Here is a 17,154-nt window from a genome sequence, read left to right as displayed (position 1 = left end):
TCATGACTCAGTCAGTCCTCGAGCAGCCGCAGACCGAGCAGCCACAGGCGCTCGAACAGCCGCAGGTTCTCCAACGATCGGATCTGCCGGCAAATCTCGATGCCTTCGGCGCCGAGCTCGACGCGCTGCGTCAGCGCGTCCTCGACGACCTCGGCGAGCGCGACGCCGACTACATTCACCGGATCATCAAGGCGCAGCGCACCTTGGAGGTCGGCGGACGCGCGTGTCTGTTCTTCAGCATCATCCCGCCGGCCTGGCTGGCCGGCACCGTGATGCTGGGATTGTCGAAGATCCTCGACAACATGGAGATCGGCCACAACGTCATGCACGGCCAGTACGACTGGATGGGCGAACCGGCGTTGTACGGCAGGGACTTCGAGTGGGACAACGCCTGCCCGGCAGACCAGTGGCGGCACTCCCACAACTACATGCACCACACCCACACCAACATCGTCGGGATGGACCGCGATGTGGGCTACGGCATCCTGCGGATGAGCGACAAGCAGCCCTGGGAGCCCTACTTCTTAGGTAACCCGCTCTACGCCTTCCTGCTGATGGTCCTGTTCCAATATGGCGTGGCGGTGCACGAACTGGAGGCCGAGCGCATCCGGGCCGGCGAGATCGGATTCGTCGACAAGAAGGAGATGCTGCTGGAGACCTGGCAGAAGGTACGCCGCCAGACCCTCAAGGACTACGTCGCCTTCCCGCTGCTGGCCGGGCCGTTCGCGCCACTGGTGTTCGCCGGCAACTTGACCGCCAACCTGATGCGCAACGTGTGGTCCTACATGATCATCTTCTGCGGGCATTTCCCTGACGGCACACAAGAGTTCACCGTTGAAGAGACCGAGAACGAGTCTCGCGGGATGTGGTACTACCGTCAGATCCTCGGCTCGGCGAACCTGACCGGCGGCAAGTGGTTCCACATCTTCAGCGGCAACCTGTCGTTCCAGGTGGAGCACCACCTGTTTCCCGACCTGCCGGCGCACCGCTACGCCGAAATAGCGCCGCAGGTGCGGGAGATCTGCGAGCGCTACGGGGTGCCCTACAACACCGGCCCGCTGCTCAAGCAGTTCGGCAGCGTGGTCCGCAAGATCTGCAAGCTGGCGCTGCCCTGGAACTGAAAAGCGGCTCAGTCCACCCCGATGGTGACTTCAGTCGACTTGATGAACACCGTCGCGGGCTGGCCGACCTTGAGGTCGAGATCGAGGGCGGCCTCGCGGGTGACCGACGAGGTGATCACCTGCTCACCGCCGTCGAGCCGGATCTTGACCACGGCCATGACGGCGCCCACATCGAGATCGGTGATGGTTCCGGTGAGTTGATTGCGCGTTGAGAGCTGCATGGTGGTCCTCTCCGATTCTCGGTGACCGATGGATCAACCGTAGATCAGGCCCGGGGTCCCAGCAGGGCAACCGACGCGTCGATGGCCGGCTCGGTGATGATGCCGATGTCGGCGCCGTCCTCGACGGCCAGCGCGGTCAGCTCCCGCAGGCCGCCCAGCAGAATCACCGCCAGCGCCGGACTCAGCGCCGGCAGATTCGCGCGGCGAAATCCCGGACTGCCGCTGAGTTCGATCAGCAGGTTCGACATCAGCTCCAGCCCGCGGCGCTGCGCCGGCCGGGCCACCTCGCCGAGGGAAGGCATGTCGCGGATCCAGCTCAGCGTGATCGCCGGCCGGGACCGGATCTGGGTGACGTAGGCCTGTACCGCCTGGCGGATCTGGACCTGCCAATCGGCCTCGGGATCCACCTCGGTCCTGATACGTAGCGCCAGTTCCTCGTTGTCCACCCGCAGCAGTTCCAGGAGGCACTCCTCCTTGCTGGCGAAATGGTCATAGAAGGTGCGTTTGGAGGTACGGGCCGCGCGCACAATCTCGGCGACAGTGCTGGCCCGGTACCCGCGCTCGGCGATCGAATCGGCCAGCCCGTCGAGCAGTCGGCGCCGGTAGGGGTCGGCAGTGTTGGCCGCCCGGGTATCGACCGCAGCCACCGTCATTGCCGTACCTCCCCTACGCCTAGCTCTTGCCACTCGTTGGTACTAAAGAGTACCGTGTCCCGCATGCATTGGTACGCTTTGGTACCAGGTATCACGTCGGGAGGCGTCGCATGACCCACACGGTTGCCAGCACGGCCGCGGACGCCGCTGCGGCACAGGTTCAACCGGCCATCAACCTGCCGCCCGGCCCGCGCGCGTCCAAGCTGACCGCGGGAGTGCTGTTCATTCTGTCCCGGCGCCGGGCGCTGCAACGCCTGACCCGTCGATACGGTGCCGCGTTCACCATTGACGTTCCGCTGTTTGGGCCGACGGTATTCGTGACCGACCCGGAATTGGCCCGGCAGGTGCTGCTGACCAGCCCGGACGACCTGGGCAACATCCAGCCGAACCTGTCGCGGATCCTCGGCAGGGGGTCGGTGTTCGCCCTCGACGGCGCGGCGCATCGGCGCCGGCGCAACTTGCTGAGCCCGCCGTTCCACGGCAAGAGCGTGCGCGCCTATGAGCAGATCATCGTCGAGGAGACCCTGCGCGAGATCGCCGGCTGGCCCACCGGAAAGCCCTTCGAGACCTTCGGTCCGATGAACAGGATCACGCTCAATGTCATCCTGCGGACCATCTTCGGAGCCGAAGGCACCGAACTGGATCAGTTGCGGGCGATCCTGCCCAAGTGGGTGACGCTGGGCTCTCGGCTGGCGGCCTTGCCGATCCCGATTCGCCAGTACGGCCGGTTCACCCCGTGGGGCCAGCTGGAGGCATGGCGTGCTCACTACGACGGCATCCTGGACAAGCTGATCGCCGATGTGCGAGCCGACCCCGATTTCGAGAACCGGTCCGACGTGCTGACCCTTCTGCTGCGTAGCAACCACGAAGACGGTACGACCATGACCCGCCAGGAGCTCGGCGACGAGCTGCTGACCCTGCTGGCCGCCGGACATGAGACCACGGCATCGACCATGGCCTGGGTCTTCGAGCGGCTGAGCCGCTACCCCCAACTGCTCGACGAACTGACCGCCGAGGCGGACGCAGGCGGGAATAGGTTGCGGCGCGCCACGATTCGCGAAGTGCAGCGGGTTCGCACCGTGATCGACTTCTCCGGACGGCATGTTTACGCGCCCAGCATCCAGATCGGCGAGTGGGTGATCCCGCGCGGCTACTCGGTGATCGTCGCGATCAACCAGCTCCACCAGAACTCCGCCGCGTTCGATGACCCGGACGGATTCGACCCCAAGCGTTACCTCGACGGCAGCCCGTCGGCGTTCGAGTGGATGCCGTATGGCGGCGGCACCCGGCGTTGCCCGGGTTCGACGTTCGCCAACCTGGAGATGGACGTGGTGTTGCGGACGGTCTTGGAGCGCTTGGCCATCGAGCCTACCACCGCGCCCGGGGAGAAGTTCCACTCCCGCGGCGTGGCCTTCACGCCCAAGAAGGGCGGTCGGATCACGGTGCGCCGCCGGGACTGATCCCGGCTAGCGCTGCGAATGCAGCTGCCAGTTCGGCCGGATGTAGTGGCAGGTGTAGCCGCCCGGGAACCGCTCCAGGTAATCCTGATGCTCCGGTTCGGCCTCCCAGAAGTCCCCAGCGGGGCTGACCTCGGTCACCACCTTGCCCGGCCACCGGCCGGAGGCCTCCACGTCGGCGATGGTGTCCAGCGCGATCTGGCGCTGCTCGTCGTCGAGGTAGAAGATCGCCGAGCGGTAACTGGTTCCGACGTCGTTGCCCTGGCGGTTACGCGTGGTCGGGTCGTGAATGGCGAAGAAGAACTCCAGCAGGCTGCGGTAGTCGGTGGCTGTGGGGTCGTAGGTGATCTCGATGGCCTCGGCATGGGAGCCGTGGTGGCGGTAGGTGGCATTCGGGACATTGGGGTCGCCGGTGTAGCCGACTCGGGTGCTCACCACACCGGGCTGCTTGCGGATCAGGTCCTGCATGCCCCAGAAGCAGCCGCCGGCCAGGATCGCTCTCGGGAAATTGGTCATACCCCGATTATCCGCAGCTATGGCCGACCCGCCAGCGAATAGGAACGGTAGCTGGTCAGCACCGCGCTCGGCTCGCGGTGCGGCGGCGCCTGTGCCGTCAACTCGGGGAAACGGTCGAACAGGGCGAGCAGGCCCAACCGGATCTGCATGCGGGCCAACGGGGCGCCCAGGCAGACATGCGGACCGAACCCGAATCCCAGGTGGCCGGTCTGCGAGCGGGCCAGGTCGAGCCGGTCGGGGTCGGGAAACATCGAAGGGTCTCGGTTGGCGGCCGCCAGCCCGAGCAGGATCGGTGCGCCCGTTTCGATCACGGTGTCTTTAGTGTCACCGACTTCGATCGGGGCGCCGGCCACTCGGGAGATCATCAGAGCCGGGCTGATCATCCGGACCAATTCGTCAACGGCGTGCGGGGAGTCGGCCAGCAGGCCGCGTTGCCCGCTCTCCTCGATCAGCAGCGCGGCCGCCCCGGTCAGCACGGCCGTGGTGGTGTCATGCCCGGCTGACAGCAAGAAGATGGCGTTGTGCAGCAGCTCGTCGTCCGACACCGGCAGTCCGCTGGTCGCCACCACGGACAGCAGATCGTGGCCCGGGTTGGCGCGGCGTAGCTCCAGCAGATCGGCGAGCAGCGCCTTCATCCCGGCGGCGGCGTCGTCCGCGGCAGTGAAAACGGTGCGAGACGCCGCTGGTTCCAGCGCCGCGATCAGCGCCATCGACCAGGTCGCCAGGTTGTCCAGTTCGCTGTCGGGCACTCCCAGCAGCGTGGCGATCGCCCCCAGCGGCAACGGCTTGGCGAACTCGGCCACCAGGTCGAAGCCATCGGGGTCCAGGCCGGCCGCCAACGACCGGGCCCGGGCGGCGACTTCGGCTTCGAAGGAGGCCAGCGCACGCGGCGTGAATGCCCGTGACAGCGGAGCCCGCAGCCGGCGGTGATCATCACCGGACCGATAGAACAGGTTGTGTTCCACGTGGGTCAGATACGGGCGGCCCGGATCGAGCTTGCCGCGGTACAGGTTTCGCCGGTCGGTACTGACCCGCCCGTCACGCAGCATCGCCAGCACATCGGCGTAGCGGGTCAGCACCCACAGCCCCTGGCTGTTGCGGTGCACCGGTTCGGCTTCCGCGAACCGTCGCTGGTACGTCAGCGGATCGGCGTGCAGCTCCGGGTCGCGGAAATCGAAGTCGAGCGCGTCCATCAGGTGCGTTCGGCGATCCAGGACGCCACCAGATCCGCGCAGACCGTGCGACTGTCCGTCGGCTGCTCCAGGTAGTGGTCGCCGGCGATGAAATGGAGCTGCTTGTCGGTGCTGGCCAACGAGTCGTGGATGTGGTGCGCATCGCTGGGGAAGACGCCGGTGTCCGCGGTGCCCTGGATCACCAACGAGGGCAACGTGATCCGGCCCAGGTGCGGAGCGCCCTGACAGAACGACGTCTGCAGGCTCCACATGGACAACCAGGTTCGCAGCGTGCAGTGCGCGGCGATGTTGTACGGCGCGCGGTTGGCGCGCCGCGGGTCACCCAGGTAGCAGGAGTTCAGTGGACGGTCCGACGGGTCGAGCGAGGCGTCGAGATAGCGCGGGTCGGCCCACACCCGGTGTACCGAGAAGGAGCGGTCGTAGGTGCCACCGGCCTTGAGCCGCTTCAGTTCTGCCTGCGCCCATGCGGTGATCCGGTCATTGCGGTCGCGCTGGGCCTGACGGTAGCGGGCGATGAATTCCGGGGTATAGGGCGGCGTGTTCTGCTCGGCATACATGTCCAGCGACGGGTCGCAGGACAGCGGGTCGGTCTCGTCGGTCACCGACGGGTCCATCCAGGCGGTCAGCACCTCCGGGCGCCCGGCGTGGGCCTGGGTGGACACGTAGAGGTCGCCGGGCGGCAGCGCATTGACCGCATCGGGCACGGGGCCGCCGCCGACTGCAGTGATGTGCGGGTCCACGGACTGCGACTGGTAGGCGGCCATCAACGATCCACCGCCGGAGTTGCCGAGCAAGACGATGGTCTCCACGCCGGCCTGCTCGCGTAACCACTGCACCCCGGCCGCGATGTCGAGCAGCGCATGCTCGAGCAGGAACAATGACTCGCCACTGCGATACCGGGTGTTCCAACCCAGGAAGCCGTAGCCGCGTTCGGCGATCAGCGGTGCCAGGTAGTGCTCGGCGAAGTCCACGTTGTAGTGGCTGGCGATCACCGCCACCTTCGGCTTGACGCCGGCCGGGGTCCAGTACAGCCCCTGAGCCGGGTGATAACCGGCGGGGTTCACCCCCGCCGATGCCGAAGTGAGCGAAACGAACTCGCGGGTTACTGCCACTGCATTACTCCTTTGACCTTGACTCTTGATCGCGCCAGCTCACCGAGCGATACCAGGTGTCGGTGAGCGTTTTGACTGCTGCTTCCTCGTCCAGTTCGCGGCCTGCGACGTCGCCGCCGGCCACCAGCCAGACATAGGTGAAGTGGTTGAGCATGGCGACGATGGCCGACCCGACCAGCTCGGGGTCGGCGTCGGTGGCATAGCCCTTGCGCTGCGCCATTCGCACTGTCTGCGCCACCCAGTCGATCGCGTCGGCGCACATGTCCCGCCAGCGCTGGGCGAACTCGTCGTTGATCATCGCCAGCTGGAAAACCCCGACCATGACTCCGAGGTGTTCGCGATAGGTATCCCAATGCGCGCGCACCGATTCCTCGATGATGTCGTGCAGATCCTGGCCCGGGTGCAATGCCTGCACCGCACGGCTTTTGGCCGAGGCCCGGAAGTCCTCGGCCAGCGACGCCAGCAGGTCTTCTTTGGAATCGAAGTAGTGGTAGAACGACGCGGGCGAGCGTTTGGCGGCCGAGGTGATGTCGGTGATCGTCGTTTTGAAGAAGCCCTTGCGGGCGATCACTTCACGGGCCGCCTGCTCGATGCGCGCCTGGGTGTCGCGACCCCGGACGGTGGGACGGGTGATCGACCCGTCCGCGACCCCGCCGTCCGCGGATGTCATGCCGGTGCCGTCTGGTCCAGGCCGCCCACCAGGTCGGCCAGCCGACGCTCGCCAGTGGGCGTCTGGCCGCCCGCTGCCAGGAAGCGTTGCATCTTCGGCAGCGCCGTACCGCGGGCCAGCATCTGGGCGAACGCGGAGCGCTCCACTGCCAGCCCGGTGGCGATGTCCGGGGCGGCCAGGGTGGTCTTGACGTCGGCGATGTCGGCCAGCGGCACCGTGGCGATGCGCTCCACCAGCCGGTCGAGGAAGGGTCCGACGGCGTCCGCATCCAATGCCCTGTTGACCAGTCCGTAGCGTTCGGCGAGGGCCGCATCGAAGTCGTCGTGGCCGAGGATGACCTCCAGCGCCCGGCCCCGCCCCAGCAGGTGCAGCAGGTGCTGCGGGCCGGAACCGGCCGGGATCACCCCGATTCCGGTCTCGACTTGGTTGAAGACCGCCCGGCCGGTCACCGCAAACCGCAGGTCGAGGTTGACCAGTAGTTCCATCCCACCACCGGCGACCCGCCCGGCGACTACTCCGATGGTGACTTGGTCCAGTGCCCGGAAGGCGCCGACCAAGTCCTGAAAGGAGCCGACGGCAGCCTCGGTGTTCTCGACCGAGGCGGCCAGCAGCGCCAGGTCCACGTGGGCGATGAAGAAGTCGGGGTTGGCGCTTTCCAATACCACCACCCGTACATCGCTGCCGGCGGGCGACCGTAGCCAGTTCACCAGCCGCCACAGGTCGCCCATCATGGTGGCGTCCATCAGGTTGATCTCGCCGTGGCCGATGCGGACCCGGGCGATCGGACCGTCCAGGGTGATGGAGAGCGACGTCAGCGAATCGAGCGCCATGCGCGGCCGGCTCAGCCGAGCTGGGTGGTGGTCGTCTTCGACGTGACCACCTTGGGATCAGCGGCCCGCTCGGTGCTGTTCAGCAACTTGTGCGCCTGCTCCGGGTCGGGTTCGAACCCAGGGGTGTCGCGGCACAGCTCGATCATGATGCCGTTGGGGTCCAGGTAGTACAGCGAGTGGCACCACCCGTGGTCGACGTCCATCAGCGCCTTGATACCGGCGGCGTCCATCCGCGCCCGGACTTCGTTCTGCTTCTCCTCGGTGGCCCGGAACGCGAAGTGGTTCACCCACACCGGCAGTCCGTTCGGACGTGACAACGAGCTGGACCAGTCGGGCTTCTCGCCGACGCCGTGCAGGTCGAAGAACGCGATGCACGAGCCGTCGCCCAGGTCGTAGAAGACGTGCCGGAAGAAGCCTTCTTGCAGGTGCTCGACTTCGGTGTGCACCAGCGGCAGTCCCAGCAGGTCTTCGTAGAAGTGGTTGGTGGCCTCCAGGTCGGCGCAGGCGTAGGCGGCGTGGTGCAGACCGACGGTGGGCTTGGGGGACGTCACAGGCTGCCGAACCTCCTCACGGCCCGCGGTGGGCCGACGGCGTCACGGTAGCACTGCCGGTGAATATAAACCCAGATTCGATTCTGGCCGTGGACCCTCGACAACCTTGCTAGAACGTGTTCTAGTTCTTGGCATGACGAAACCGCAGTTCAGCCGCGCAGAACTCGCGGCCGCATTTGACGTGTTCGAGCAGACCGTCGCTCGCGCCGCCGAGACCCACGACTGGGATGCCTGGGTCGCGCACTACACCCCCGACGTCGAATACGTTGAGCACGCGATGGGCACTATGCACGGCCGCGACGAGGTGCGCAGCTGGATCCGCAAGACCATGTCGACCTTCCCGGGCAGCTATATGACCGAATTCCCGGCACTGTGGACCGTCATCGACGAGGACGGCGGGCGGGTCATCTGCGAACTGGACAACCCCATGCGCGACCCGGGCGACGGCACCATCATCAGCGCCACCAACATCTCGATCGTCACCTACGCCGGGGACGGCCTGTGGTCGCGTCAAGAGGACATCTACAACCCGCTGCGCTTCGTCGCCGCGAGCATGAAATGGTGCCGCAAAGCCCAGGAACTCGGCACCCTCGACGACGAAGCGGCCGCCTGGATGAAGCAGTTCGGAGGAAACGCATGAGCCGCAAGCCCAAGCTCGTCATCGGAGCCAACGGCTTCCTGGGATCGCACGTGACCCGTCAGCTCGTGGACGCCGGAGAAGATGTCCGGGTGATGGTGCGCCCCGGCGCCAACACCATCTCCATCGACCACCTCGACGTCACGCGGTTCCACGGCGACATCTTCGATTCGGCCACCCTGGCCGAGGCCATGGCCGGGTGCGATGACGTCTACTACTGCGTCGTGGACACCCGCGCCTGGCTGCGCGACCCGAGCCCGCTGTTTCGCACCAACGTCGAGGGCACCCGCAACGTCTTGGAAGTCGCCTCCCGGAAAGAAATAGCCGCCGGCCTGCGCCGATTCGTGTTCACCAGCAGCTACGCCACCGTGGGCCGGCGTCGCGGTCACGTCGCCAACGAGGACGACATCATCGACCCGCGCGGACTGACGCCCTATGTCCAGTCCCGGGTGCAGGCCGAAGAGCTGGTGTTGCGCAGTGCCGAAGCCGGCCTGCCCGCCGTCGCGATGTGTGTGTCCACCACCTATGGCGACGGTGACTGGGGTCGGACCCCGCATGGCGCGTTCATCGCCGGAGCAGCATTCGGCAAGCTGCCGTTCCTGATGAAAGGGATCGAGCTGGAAGTGGTCGGGGTCGACGACGCCGCCCGCGCGATGATCCTGGCCGCCGAGCGTGGACGCAACGGCCAGCGCTACCTGATCTCCGAGCGGATGATCGCGCTGCAGGACGTGGTCAAGATCGCGGCCGACGAAGCGGGTATGCCGGCGCCGTCGCGGTCGATCTCGGTACCGGCGCTGTATGCGCTGGGCGCACTCGGCAGCCTGCGGGCCAGCCTGACCGGCAAGGATGCCGAGCTGAGCCTGAAGTCGGTGCGGATGATGCGTGCCGAAGCCCCGGTCGATCACAGCAAGGCGGTGCGCGAACTCGGCTGGCAGCCGCGACCGGTTGAGGAATCGATCAGGGAGGCCGCGCGTTTCTGGATGAAACTGCGCAACGCCAAGAAGCGAGGTTCCCCGGCATGACACACGGCCATTCAGGCAGACGCCCGATACACATCCCGACTGACGAATACCCGATCACCGTGAACCCCACCGGCAGGCGGGTCACGGTGCGGATCGGGGGCGAGATCATCGCCGACAGCGCCAACGCGCTCACCTTGCAGGAATCGAATCACCCTGCAGTGCAGTACATTCCGCTGTCCGATGTCAAGACCGACCTGCTGGCCCGCAGTCAGACCACCAGCTACTGCCCGTTCAAGGGCGATGCCGCCTACTTTCATGTCACCACCGCGGCCGGCCGATGCGTCGCCGACGTGATCTGGACCTACGAGCAGCCCTTTGCCGCGGTTGCGCCGATCGCCGGGCACGTCGCGTTCTACTCCGACAAGGCCGACATCAGCATCGCCGACGCCTGAGGCTCGGCAGAGCTGCTCTAGAGCCCCAGCAATTGCCCGGCGAACCGGGTGTCGGTGTACTCGCGCACCGAGACGATCCGCCCGTCCTGGGTGTCGATGATGTACGCCAGCGGGCTGTCATAGTGCGAACCGTCGGCGGCGCGACAGTCGCCCAGCGCTTCGATCACCACGGTCTCGTGTTCGTTGATACACCGGACCAGCTCCAGGTTGATCCGCAAGCCGGCACGACGCTGTTCGACTTCCAGCCGCAGCTCGTCTTTATCGACGGCCTGACGCGTCAGGATGCTCCACCAGGTGAAGTCGTCGCTGACCAGCGCGAAAATGTCGTCCAGCTCGTCGTCGCCGCAGATGCCCTGGAGGAACATCCATGCCAATTCCGCCTGCGGATCATCGAATGGGGTGGCCACTCCTCCATCGTGACGGGGCGGCGCGAAGCGGTCAACGAGGACCAGCGATACCTATGATCTCGTCATCAGTAATTCGTTTCGCCGTACCGTCGCTTTTCCTGGCCCGGCCAGCCCCGCGCTGACGCTGGGCCCACTGCGCCGCGGGCCGGGCGACCCATGCCTACAGGTGGTTGACGGCGCCATCTGGCGAACCAGCCTGATGTCCAGCGGACCCGTGACGGCACACATCGTCCAGGTGGCCCCCGATGCGGTGGACTGTACGGCCTGGGGTGCCGGCGCCCCGGAGTTTCTGGACGGTGCGCCGGGCCTGTTGGGCGCCCACGACGTCGCGACCGACTTCGCGCCGACCGAGCCGATGGTCATCGCCGCCCATCGTCGCCTGCCGCACCTGCGGCTGGTGCGCACCGGCCGGGTGCTGGAGGCGCTTATCCCGGCCGTGCTCGAGCAGCGGGTACCGGGTGCCGACGCCTTTCGGGCCTGGCGGTTGCTGGTCACCGAGTTCGGATCACCCGCTCCCGGCCCGGCGCCGTCGCGGATGCGGGTGCCGCCGTCAGCGCAGACCTGGCGGACCATCCCGTCCTGGACGTTCCATCGGGCCAACGTCGATGGCGGGCGGGCGCGCACCATCGTCGGTTGCGCGGGTCGAGCCGATGCCCTGGAACGGCTGGTTTCCCGCCCGGCCGCGGAGGCGCGGGCGGCGCTGATGTCGCTGCCCGGCGTCGGCGAGTGGACCGCGGCGGAAACCGCGCAGCGCGCGTTCGGCGATGCTGACGCCTTATCGGTTGGGGACTATCACCTTGCGACGATGATCGGCCGCACACTGCTCGGCCTGCCGCTCGACGCGGTGTTCACCGACGAAGCCATGGTCGAACTGATGGAGCCGATGCGGCCGCACCGGCACCGCGTGGTTCGGTTGCTGATCGACAGCGGGCTCGCTGTCAGCAAACGACGCGGGCCACGGCTGGCCGTGCAGCGGATCAGCTCGCTGTAGACGGCTTGCCGGGCGGGTCAGCGGTCGCCGTGGCAAACCTCCCGGAGTCGAGCGCGTCGAGCAACTGGGCGGCGATCCACTCGAACGTCGACGGGTCGCGCGGCAGCAGAGCCTGCTCGTAGCCGATCAGCAGGTAGATCGCCCAGTTTGCGAACAGCTGCGCCGGGCGTTTTTCGTGGAGGACTTCCTGCGCCGATTCGAAGAGGATGTCGAAGCGTTGCTGATCCACCTCGGCCTGCACCGCGTGCACCCGGGCGTCGGCCGAGCTCCAGGAACGGATGGCGGCTTCGGCCCCGTGGGGCAGGGTCAGGCCGATCTGAATCAGGCTATCGAGGCGCTGCCGCGGGTCGGGTATCGCGCGTACGAACTCCACATGCTGGAGGGTGCGCTCATCGAGCCAGTGTTGAACCAGGTCACGGGTGTAAACGGGCCAGCTGGTGAAGTAGTGGTAGAACGAGCCCGTCGTCACGCCGAGCCGGTTGCAGACTTCGGCGAGCTTGAGGCCGCCGTAGCCCAATTCGGACAGCACTTCGAAACCTGTCTCGAAGTACGCCTGTCGAGAGAGAACCGCGCCCATAAGTCGACTTTAGTTCGCTGGGCTCCGTTGGCATACAGCACGGCTGAGTCTTAAGTGAATCTTGGTAGTTCCGATTTTTCTGGGGTTGGCAGCTACGGCGTGCCACACTTGTTCAGTGCGGGATGCGGTTTTTCGCAGGGTGGGGCGCCCCCGCGGGGCGCGCTCTGGCATGACCAGGGAGCGCATCGTGACAGCCGCGAGCGGCGTCTTCGGCGAGTTCGGCTACCACGCGACAACGTTTCAGGCGATAGCGGAGCGGGCACAGCTGACCCGCCCGGCGATCAACCACTATTTTCCAAGCAAAAAACTGCTGTACCAGGCTGTTCTGACGCAGGCTGAGACCCTGTTCGAGCACGCCGTCGATCAGGCCCGCGCCGAGCCGACTCTGGTCGGACAGTTGGCCTCGGTCATCGTGTGCTTCACCCAACTGGGCGAAGAAGACCGCACAGTGGCGGCGTTTGCGGTGACCGCTGTGGTGGACGCTCAGCGCGACCCGGCGCTGAAGTCATTGGTCGGCGACATCCAGGGCCCGCCGCGGGCGTTTCTGGCCGCGGCGCTCACCGACGCCGTCGACCGGGGAGAGCTGGTCTCCGACTCGGGTATGGGCGAGCTGACCGAGATGCTGTTGGCCGTGTTGTGGGGGATCGCGTTCTATGTGTCGCTGGTCGGCAATCAAGTGGCGGCGGCGGGGGTGGTGGCCACCCTGCAGGCGCTGTTGACCCAGGAACTCTGGCAGTTGCGTCAGCCAGCCGACGGATAAAGTTAATAGCCCGGCTAACTTTCATCGGTACTATCGCGTGCGACACCGGCCGCGACCAAGCGAGGTAACCCGATGAGCGCACTCCGTACCCACGACGACACCTGGGACATCGCCACCAGCGTCGGCTCGACGGCGGTGATGGTGGCCGCCGCCCGCGCGTCCGAGACGGCGAGCGTCGATCCGCTGATCAATGACCCGTACGCCGAACTCCTGGTCGCCGGGGCCGGTACCGGGATCTGGGAGTTGCTGCTCGACGACACGTTGGTCGACAAGGTCGAGGCCATCGACGCCGAGGTCGCCGCGGTCTATCACCACATGCGCAACTACCAGGCGGTCCGGACCCACTTCTTCGACGCCTTCTTCGCCGACGCGGTCGCCGCCGGCATCCGTCAGGTGGTGATCCTGGCCTCCGGGCTGGACTCGCGGGCCTACCGGCTGGACTGGCCTGCCGGCACCACCGTCTACGAGATCGACCAGCCGAAGGTCTTGGCCTACAAGGAGCAGACGCTGACGGCCAACAACGTGACGCCGGCCGCTGAGCGCCGCACGGTGGCCATCGATCTGCGGCAGGACTGGCCGGCCGCGTTGACCACCGCCGGTTTTGATGCCGCGGCCCCGACCGCGTGGCTGGCCGAGGGACTGCTGATGTATCTGCCCGCCGAGGGCCAGGACCGGCTGTTCGACCAGGTCACCGCGCTGAGCGCTCCGGGGAGCCGGATCGCGGCGGAGACCGCGGGTAACCACCGCTCGGACGAGCGGCGACAGCAGATGGCGGAACGGTTCAAGAAGATCGCCGAGACGGTCGGCCTGACGCAGAGCCTGGACATCCAGGATCTGATCTACTCCGACGAGGACCGCGCGTCGGTGCGGGGATGGCTCGACGAGCACGGCTGGCAGGCCGCCTCACAGCCCTCCACCGCCGAGATGCGTCGGCTGAACCGCTGGGTCGACGTGTCGGTGACGGACGATGCGGACGCGTTCTCGGAGTTCGTCACCGCAGTGCGCAACTGACTCGGCATGCCCGACCCGACATAGCGGACTCGATTCATCCCCCGTATACAGAGAAGGCCTGGAAGTTGGCGCTAGGCCTTGTCTAGGTCTGTTCTAGCGTGGCGATCGAATCGAGGAAGGAAACTGATGTCCGGAGTGCAGGATCGTGTTGTCGTCGTCACCGGAGCCGGTGGTGGGTTGGGCCGCGAATACGCCCTGACCTTGGCCCGCGAGGGGGCCTGTGTGGTGGTCAACGATCTCGGTGGTGCCCGTGACGGCACCGGTGCCGGGCACAATATGGCCGACCAGGTAGTCACTGAGATCAAAGAGGCTGGCGGCCGGGCCGTCGCCAACTACGACAGCGTCGCCGACGCCGAGGGCGCGGCCAACATCATCAAGACTGCGATCGACGAGTTCGGCAAGGTCGACGGCGTGGTCAGCAACGCCGGCATCCTGCGCGACGGCACCTTCCACAAGATGACGGCCGAGAACTGGGACGCCGTGCTGCAGGTGCACCTCTACGGCGGGTACAACGTGGTGCGCGCGGCGTGGCCGCACTTCCGCGAGCAGAGCTACGGCCGCGTGGTCGTCGCCACCTCCACCAGCGGGCTGTTCGGCAACTTCGGGCAGGCCAACTACGGTGCGGCCAAGCTCGGCTTGGTCGGCATGATCAACACGCTGGCCATCGAGGGCGCCAAGTACAACATCAAGGCCAACGCGATCGCCCCGATCGCGGCAACCCGGATGACCGAGGACATCCTGCCGCCGGAGGTGCTGGCCAAGCTCAAGCCCGAGTACGTCGCACCGGTGGTGGCCTACCTGTGCACCGAAGAGGTCGCCGAGACCGGCTCGGTGTTCATCGCCGGCGGCGGCAAGGTGCAGCGGACCGCGCTGTTCGAGAACGCCGGTGCCACCTTCGAGAACCCGCCGTCGGTCGACGAGATCGCGGCGCAGTGGTCGACGATCGCCGATCTTTCGGCGGCCAAAGCGGCCAGCTTCTCGCTGTAACCGCCGGTCAGATTCGGGACGCGGCGCGCTGCTGTCAGCCGAGCAGCGCGCCGCGCAACCCGTCGCGGTCGGCGTCAGTGACGCCGGCGACCTGCAGGAACCCGTCGAGCGAGCCGAAGTTCTCCTCGATCGAGTGTTCGGCGGCATCCAGATAGTCAGCGCGCACACCGAGCACCTCGTCGGAGAGCCGCGCTTCGGTGAAGGTCAGCACCTCGGGCGTGATCTCAGCCTCGGGCCGCGACCGGATCATCTCCATGATCCGATCGCGCAGCACCGGCACCGCGGCGTTGCTGCGCAGGTAGTCCTCGATCACGGCATCGCGGTCCACCCCGGCCGCGCGCAACACCACGGAGACCACGAATCCGGTGCGGTCCTTACCGGCGAAGCAGTGCGCGAGTACCGGCCGACCCTCTGCCAGCAGCGACACCACCCGCTGCACCGCCCGTCGGGACCCGGCCAGGGTAGGGAAGCGCGCATACTCCTCGAGCATGTAGCGGGCGGCGACGTCGGCGGCGGAATCCTCGTCGGGCTTCTCGGCCATCATGTTGCGGAACGCGTCCTCGTGCGGAGCCGAACTGTCCGGTGACTGGTCGCCGGCCAGATCCGGAAAGGGCAGCAGGTGGATGCCGACACCGGCGGGTACCAGCCCCGGCCCGCGGCGCGTGACTTCGCGCGGTGACCGCAGATCGGCGACGTCAGACACCCCGAGTCGCAGCAGTTCTTCGCGGCCCCGGTCCTCGAGGCGACTCAGTTCGCTGGACCTGAACAGGCGGCCGGGGCGCAACGCGCCGGTGGTCTCGGCGACGTCGCGAAAATTCCACGCCCCGGGCAGATTCGGCTGGGAGGTCACCCGGCCACGATAGGACACCATGCCGGCGGCCTAGCCGTTCAGACGCGAAACGACCCCCGATCCGCGCGGATCAGGGGTCGTCAGGACGAGTCGTTGTGGCGTTTAGACGGGCGGGTAGTTCTGCGGGGGGTAGCCGCCGCCGCTCTCGACGCCACGAATACCCCAAGTCAGGTACTTGAAGAAGAACTCGGCCTCGTCGCTCAGCTCGTAATCCGGATTCGGATCGTAACCGTAACCAGGACCCATGTCGTCAACCCCTTAGCTTGGATTTCCACCACTTTAGTCGGCCCGTCAACGGTGCGACAGCGGACTGCCTAGAATCCTTCCAACCAGTTGATTGACACGCCGATGACACCGGCCTGGCCGAAGAGTGAGTGGACATGGCAAACGGCAAGGCTACGCCGGGGGGATCTTCCCAGACCCCGTCTCGTCGCGAGGAGTTGCTCGCGGTCGCTACCAAGTTGTTCGCCGCCCGCGGCTACCACGGCACCCGCATGGATGACGTGGCCGACGTGGTGGGGCTGAACAAGGCGACGGTCTACCACTATTACGCCAGCAAGTCGCTGATCCTCTATGACATCTACCAGCAGGCTGCGGAACGGACGCTGGCGGCCGTTCACGACGACCCGTCGTGGACCGCACGCGAGGCGCTGTACCAGTACACCGTGCGCCTGCTCGACCAGATCGCGGTCAATCCCGAGGGCGCGGCGGTCTACTTCCAGGAGCAGCCCTACATCACCGAGTGGTTCACCGAGGAGCAGGTCGCCGAGGTCCGGGAGAAGGAAGCCCAGGTCTACGAGCACGTGCATGGTCTGATCGACCGCGGGATCGCCAGCGGCGAGTTCTATCCGTGCGACTCGCACGTGCTGGCGCTGGGCTACATCGGTATGACGCTGGGGGCCTACCGCTGGTTGCGGCCCAGCGGACGGCGCAGCGCCAAGGAGATCGCCGCGGAGTTCAGTACGGCGCTGCTGCGCGGGCTGATCCGCGATGAGACGATCCGGGTCGAGTCGCCGCTGGGAGTGTAGAGCCGCGGGGGCGCACTAAGGCGGAGGTCTATCTCGCTGGGCGAGGTTGTGAGCGCGTTCGGCCTCGATGCACCGGAGTCGGTCTTGGCTGCGGGTGTTTTTGCGGGTGGGCATCATGAGGTTGCGGTCGGCTGTTGAGGCCGGGGCGGTGGCTGGTGGTGCGGTGGT

General features: G+C 66.7%; 22 protein-coding genes. 10 read left to right on the top strand and 12 right to left on the bottom strand.

What is annotated here, in order from left to right:
* Positions 1–2 precede the first annotated feature (2 nt).
* A complete protein-coding gene (locus tag LI94_RS09800) occupies positions 3–1,121 on the top strand; it encodes an acyl-CoA desaturase (RefSeq protein WP_024440300.1) in 1,119 nt (372 codons plus the stop codon).
* An 8-nt stretch (positions 1,122–1,129) separates the two neighbouring features.
* Here the strand turns inward: LI94_RS09800 and LI94_RS09795 are convergent, their stop codons facing one another.
* Both LI94_RS09795 and LI94_RS09790 read right to left on the bottom strand, forming a co-directional pair.
* A complete protein-coding gene (locus LI94_RS09795; protein ID WP_024440299.1) occupies positions 1,130–1,342 on the bottom strand; it encodes a TOBE domain-containing protein in 213 nt (70 codons plus the stop codon).
* A 44-nt stretch (positions 1,343–1,386) separates the two neighbouring features.
* The gene (locus tag LI94_RS09790) at positions 1,387–1,995 is read right to left on the bottom strand and encodes a TetR/AcrR family transcriptional regulator (RefSeq protein WP_046301061.1); all 609 of its coding nucleotides are present in this window, start codon (positions 1,993–1,995) and stop codon (positions 1,387–1,389) included.
* Between the two features lie 110 nt (positions 1,996–2,105).
* Here LI94_RS09790 and LI94_RS09785 point away from each other — a divergent pair, with 110 nt between their 5' ends.
* Positions 2,106–3,455: a cytochrome P450 gene (locus LI94_RS09785; RefSeq protein WP_046301060.1), complete on the top strand. Its 1,350-nt coding sequence runs from the start codon at positions 2,106–2,108 to the stop codon at positions 3,453–3,455.
* A gap of 6 nt (positions 3,456–3,461) precedes the next feature.
* On the opposite strand, the gene msrA is transcribed toward LI94_RS09785, so the two are convergent.
* The 6 genes from msrA to LI94_RS09755 are packed head-to-tail and all read right to left on the bottom strand — an operon-like array spanning position 3,462 to position 8,324.
* Positions 3,462–3,968 (bottom strand): peptide-methionine (S)-S-oxide reductase MsrA, encoded by a 507-nt coding sequence (gene msrA, locus LI94_RS09780; protein ID WP_046301059.1) that lies wholly within the window; start codon positions 3,966–3,968, stop codon positions 3,462–3,464.
* A gap of 17 nt (positions 3,969–3,985) precedes the next feature.
* A complete protein-coding gene (locus LI94_RS09775) occupies positions 3,986–5,161 on the bottom strand; it encodes a cytochrome P450 (protein ID WP_052739911.1) in 1,176 nt (391 codons plus the stop codon).
* Positions 5,161–6,273 carry an alpha/beta hydrolase gene (locus LI94_RS09770; protein WP_046301058.1) on the bottom strand — a complete coding sequence of 371 codons (1,113 nt, stop codon included), beginning with the start codon at positions 6,271–6,273 and terminating at the stop codon, positions 5,161–5,163. Before LI94_RS09770 ends, LI94_RS09775 begins: the two co-directional genes overlap by 1 nt.
* 4 nt (positions 6,274–6,277) lie before the next feature.
* Positions 6,278–6,943, bottom strand: coding sequence for a TetR/AcrR family transcriptional regulator (locus tag LI94_RS09765; protein ID WP_046301057.1), 666 nt, complete (start codon positions 6,941–6,943; stop codon positions 6,278–6,280).
* Positions 6,940–7,773: an enoyl-CoA hydratase/isomerase family protein gene (locus LI94_RS09760; protein WP_052739910.1), complete on the bottom strand. Its 834-nt coding sequence runs from the start codon at positions 7,771–7,773 to the stop codon at positions 6,940–6,942. The genes LI94_RS09765 and LI94_RS09760 overlap by 4 nt, the downstream gene beginning before the upstream one ends.
* An 11-nt stretch (positions 7,774–7,784) precedes the next feature.
* A complete protein-coding gene (locus tag LI94_RS09755; RefSeq protein ID WP_024440291.1) occupies positions 7,785–8,324 on the bottom strand; it encodes a VOC family protein in 540 nt (179 codons plus the stop codon).
* Between the two features lie 133 nt (positions 8,325–8,457).
* Between LI94_RS09755 and LI94_RS09750 the strand changes: the two genes are divergently transcribed.
* Genes LI94_RS09750 through LI94_RS09740 form a run of 3 tightly spaced genes read left to right on the top strand, consistent with a single transcriptional unit; the run spans position 8,458 to position 10,375 of the window.
* On the top strand, positions 8,458–8,964 hold the full coding sequence (locus LI94_RS09750; RefSeq protein ID WP_024440290.1) for a nuclear transport factor 2 family protein: 507 nt from the start codon (positions 8,458–8,460) through the stop codon (positions 8,962–8,964).
* On the top strand, positions 8,961–9,983 hold the full coding sequence (locus LI94_RS09745; RefSeq protein WP_046301056.1) for an NAD-dependent epimerase/dehydratase family protein: 1,023 nt from the start codon (positions 8,961–8,963) through the stop codon (positions 9,981–9,983). The genes LI94_RS09750 and LI94_RS09745 overlap by 4 nt, the downstream gene beginning before the upstream one ends.
* Positions 9,980–10,375, top strand: coding sequence for a DUF427 domain-containing protein (locus LI94_RS09740; protein ID WP_046301055.1), 396 nt, complete (start codon positions 9,980–9,982; stop codon positions 10,373–10,375). The genes LI94_RS09745 and LI94_RS09740 overlap by 4 nt, the downstream gene beginning before the upstream one ends.
* 17 nt (positions 10,376–10,392) lie before the next feature.
* Here the strand turns inward: LI94_RS09740 and LI94_RS09735 are convergent, their stop codons facing one another.
* A complete protein-coding gene (locus LI94_RS09735) occupies positions 10,393–10,782 on the bottom strand; it encodes a nuclear transport factor 2 family protein (protein ID WP_046301054.1) in 390 nt (129 codons plus the stop codon).
* A 64-nt stretch (positions 10,783–10,846) separates the two neighbouring features.
* Here LI94_RS09735 and LI94_RS09730 point away from each other — a divergent pair, with 64 nt between their 5' ends.
* A complete protein-coding gene (locus tag LI94_RS09730) occupies positions 10,847–11,773 on the top strand; it encodes a DNA-3-methyladenine glycosylase (RefSeq protein WP_046301053.1) in 927 nt (308 codons plus the stop codon).
* Here LI94_RS09730 and LI94_RS09725 read toward each other — a convergent pair.
* A complete protein-coding gene (locus LI94_RS09725) occupies positions 11,760–12,350 on the bottom strand; it encodes a TetR/AcrR family transcriptional regulator (RefSeq protein ID WP_024440285.1) in 591 nt (196 codons plus the stop codon). The two genes, LI94_RS09730 and LI94_RS09725, sit on opposite strands and share 14 nt — an antisense overlap.
* A 187-nt stretch (positions 12,351–12,537) precedes the next feature.
* Between LI94_RS09725 and LI94_RS09720 the strand changes: the two genes are divergently transcribed.
* The 3 genes from LI94_RS09720 to LI94_RS09710 all read left to right on the top strand — a co-directional run bounded on the left by LI94_RS09720 (position 12,538) and on the right by LI94_RS09710 (position 15,108).
* A complete protein-coding gene (locus LI94_RS09720; protein ID WP_231383947.1) occupies positions 12,538–13,110 on the top strand; it encodes a TetR/AcrR family transcriptional regulator in 573 nt (190 codons plus the stop codon).
* A gap of 72 nt (positions 13,111–13,182) precedes the next feature.
* Positions 13,183–14,121 carry a class I SAM-dependent methyltransferase gene (locus tag LI94_RS09715; protein ID WP_024440283.1) on the top strand — a complete coding sequence of 313 codons (939 nt, stop codon included), beginning with the start codon at positions 13,183–13,185 and terminating at the stop codon, positions 14,119–14,121.
* Positions 14,122–14,247: 126 nt separating this feature from the next.
* Complete coding sequence (locus tag LI94_RS09710) at positions 14,248–15,108, top strand: SDR family oxidoreductase (protein WP_024440282.1); 861 nt, start codon at positions 14,248–14,250, stop codon at positions 15,106–15,108.
* A gap of 34 nt (positions 15,109–15,142) precedes the next feature.
* On the opposite strand, the gene LI94_RS09705 is transcribed toward LI94_RS09710, so the two are convergent.
* Both LI94_RS09705 and LI94_RS23100 read right to left on the bottom strand, forming a co-directional pair.
* Positions 15,143–15,979 carry a tyrosine-protein phosphatase gene (locus LI94_RS09705; protein WP_046301051.1) on the bottom strand — a complete coding sequence of 279 codons (837 nt, stop codon included), beginning with the start codon at positions 15,977–15,979 and terminating at the stop codon, positions 15,143–15,145.
* A gap of 81 nt (positions 15,980–16,060) precedes the next feature.
* Positions 16,061–16,204 carry a hypothetical protein gene (locus LI94_RS23100; RefSeq protein WP_105295430.1) on the bottom strand — a complete coding sequence of 48 codons (144 nt, stop codon included), beginning with the start codon at positions 16,202–16,204 and terminating at the stop codon, positions 16,061–16,063.
* Between the two features lie 134 nt (positions 16,205–16,338).
* On the opposite strand from LI94_RS23100, the gene LI94_RS09700 reads away from it, so the two are divergent.
* Positions 16,339–16,986, top strand: coding sequence for a TetR/AcrR family transcriptional regulator (locus tag LI94_RS09700; RefSeq protein ID WP_024440280.1), 648 nt, complete (start codon positions 16,339–16,341; stop codon positions 16,984–16,986).
* Positions 16,987–17,154 lie beyond the last annotated feature (168 nt).

The sequence above is a fragment of the Mycobacterium sp. UM_Kg27 genome (assembly GCF_000972905.1).
Lineage (GTDB): Bacteria > Actinomycetota > Actinomycetes > Mycobacteriales > Mycobacteriaceae > Mycobacterium.
This window is presented reverse-complemented; position numbering and strand designations above follow the sequence as displayed.

Excerpts from the sequence above, each read along its gene's own strand:
- LI94_RS09800 (WP_024440300.1), top strand. The coding sequence starts at position 3 with ATGACTCAGTCAGTCCTCGAGCAGCCGCAGACCGAGCAGCCACAGGCG.
- LI94_RS09795 (WP_024440299.1), bottom strand. The coding sequence starts at position 1,342 with ATGCAGCTCTCAACGCGCAATCAACTCACCGGAACCATCACCGATCTC.
- LI94_RS09790 (WP_046301061.1), bottom strand. The coding sequence starts at position 1,995 with ATGACGGTGGCTGCGGTCGATACCCGGGCGGCCAACACTGCCGACCCC.
- LI94_RS09785 (WP_046301060.1), top strand. The coding sequence starts at position 2,106 with ATGACCCACACGGTTGCCAGCACGGCCGCGGACGCCGCTGCGGCACAG.
- msrA (WP_046301059.1), bottom strand. The coding sequence starts at position 3,968 with ATGACCAATTTCCCGAGAGCGATCCTGGCCGGCGGCTGCTTCTGGGGC.
- LI94_RS09775 (WP_052739911.1), bottom strand. The coding sequence starts at position 5,161 with ATGGACGCGCTCGACTTCGATTTCCGCGACCCGGAGCTGCACGCCGAT.
- LI94_RS09765 (WP_046301057.1), bottom strand. The coding sequence starts at position 6,943 with ATGACATCCGCGGACGGCGGGGTCGCGGACGGGTCGATCACCCGTCCC.
- LI94_RS09760 (WP_052739910.1), bottom strand. The coding sequence starts at position 7,773 with ATGGCGCTCGATTCGCTGACGTCGCTCTCCATCACCCTGGACGGTCCG.
- LI94_RS09750 (WP_024440290.1), top strand. The coding sequence starts at position 8,458 with ATGACGAAACCGCAGTTCAGCCGCGCAGAACTCGCGGCCGCATTTGAC.
- LI94_RS09745 (WP_046301056.1), top strand. The coding sequence starts at position 8,961 with ATGAGCCGCAAGCCCAAGCTCGTCATCGGAGCCAACGGCTTCCTGGGA.
- LI94_RS09740 (WP_046301055.1), top strand. The coding sequence starts at position 9,980 with ATGACACACGGCCATTCAGGCAGACGCCCGATACACATCCCGACTGAC.
- LI94_RS09725 (WP_024440285.1), bottom strand. The coding sequence starts at position 12,350 with ATGGGCGCGGTTCTCTCTCGACAGGCGTACTTCGAGACAGGTTTCGAA.
- LI94_RS09715 (WP_024440283.1), top strand. The coding sequence starts at position 13,183 with ATGAGCGCACTCCGTACCCACGACGACACCTGGGACATCGCCACCAGC.
- LI94_RS09710 (WP_024440282.1), top strand. The coding sequence starts at position 14,248 with ATGTCCGGAGTGCAGGATCGTGTTGTCGTCGTCACCGGAGCCGGTGGT.
- LI94_RS09705 (WP_046301051.1), bottom strand. The coding sequence starts at position 15,979 with ATGGTGTCCTATCGTGGCCGGGTGACCTCCCAGCCGAATCTGCCCGGG.
- LI94_RS23100 (WP_105295430.1), bottom strand. The coding sequence starts at position 16,204 with ATGGGTCCTGGTTACGGTTACGATCCGAATCCGGATTACGAGCTGAGC.
- LI94_RS09700 (WP_024440280.1), top strand. The coding sequence starts at position 16,339 with ATGGCAAACGGCAAGGCTACGCCGGGGGGATCTTCCCAGACCCCGTCT.